Source organism: Falsihalocynthiibacter sp. BN13B15, assembly GCF_041205415.1.
Lineage (GTDB): Bacteria > Pseudomonadota > Alphaproteobacteria > Rhodobacterales > Rhodobacteraceae > Falsihalocynthiibacter > Falsihalocynthiibacter arcticus.
In genome coordinates this window covers 1-569 of sequence record NZ_JBGFCE010000079.1, presented here as the reverse complement: position 1 = coordinate 569, position 569 = coordinate 1, and the positions used below count along the sequence as shown (strand labels likewise).

The window sequence follows — 569 nt, the reverse complement described above, 5'->3', positions numbered from 1 at the left end:
TAGTTTACAATACCAAGCGTTGGATCAAGCAAAATTTTCCATACCAAAGCGACGGCAATTCCAGAGACCATCAACGGCAACAGTAACATCGTACGGATTACACCCGCTCCAAAACCAAGTCGATTTATGGCGACCGCAAGGCCAAGGCCTAAGAGTAATTCCGCTGTAACTGCACCAGCTGAGAAATAGAAAGTGTTGAACAATGCAGTCCAGAAAGTATTCTTGCCCAGAATTTCGACGAAATTGGCCAGCCCAATGAATTCGCTTGTAGCGCCCCAGTTCCATTCCTGAAACGATAGAAAAACTGCGAAACCTATCGGATAAAGCGTTGTCGCACCTAACATCAACAATGCCGGTCCAATCAACATGAGCCAGTTGTTCCGCATTGACCAGTTTCGCTTTATTGTGACGTTGTTATTCATATCTGCCCTCATTCGTAAACTGCGCGTCACCTAAATGACGCGCAGTTTAGCTGTCATAGATTTCTACTGTAGGACTTCCACAGCGCGAACTTGAAGACTTTCAACTGCCTCTTGCGGGTCTTTTCCGGCGTAAATTTCGTGAATTGT

Annotated in this window: 1 protein-coding gene; it reads right to left on the bottom strand. The window is 45.7% G+C overall.

Features of this window, described 5'->3' with window-relative positions; translation table 11 throughout:
* A partial coding sequence (locus tag AB9F26_RS22245) for a carbohydrate ABC transporter permease (RefSeq protein WP_369769127.1) occupies positions 1–422 on the bottom strand: 422 nt, incomplete at its 3' end.
* Positions 423–569: the final 147 nt, after the last annotated feature.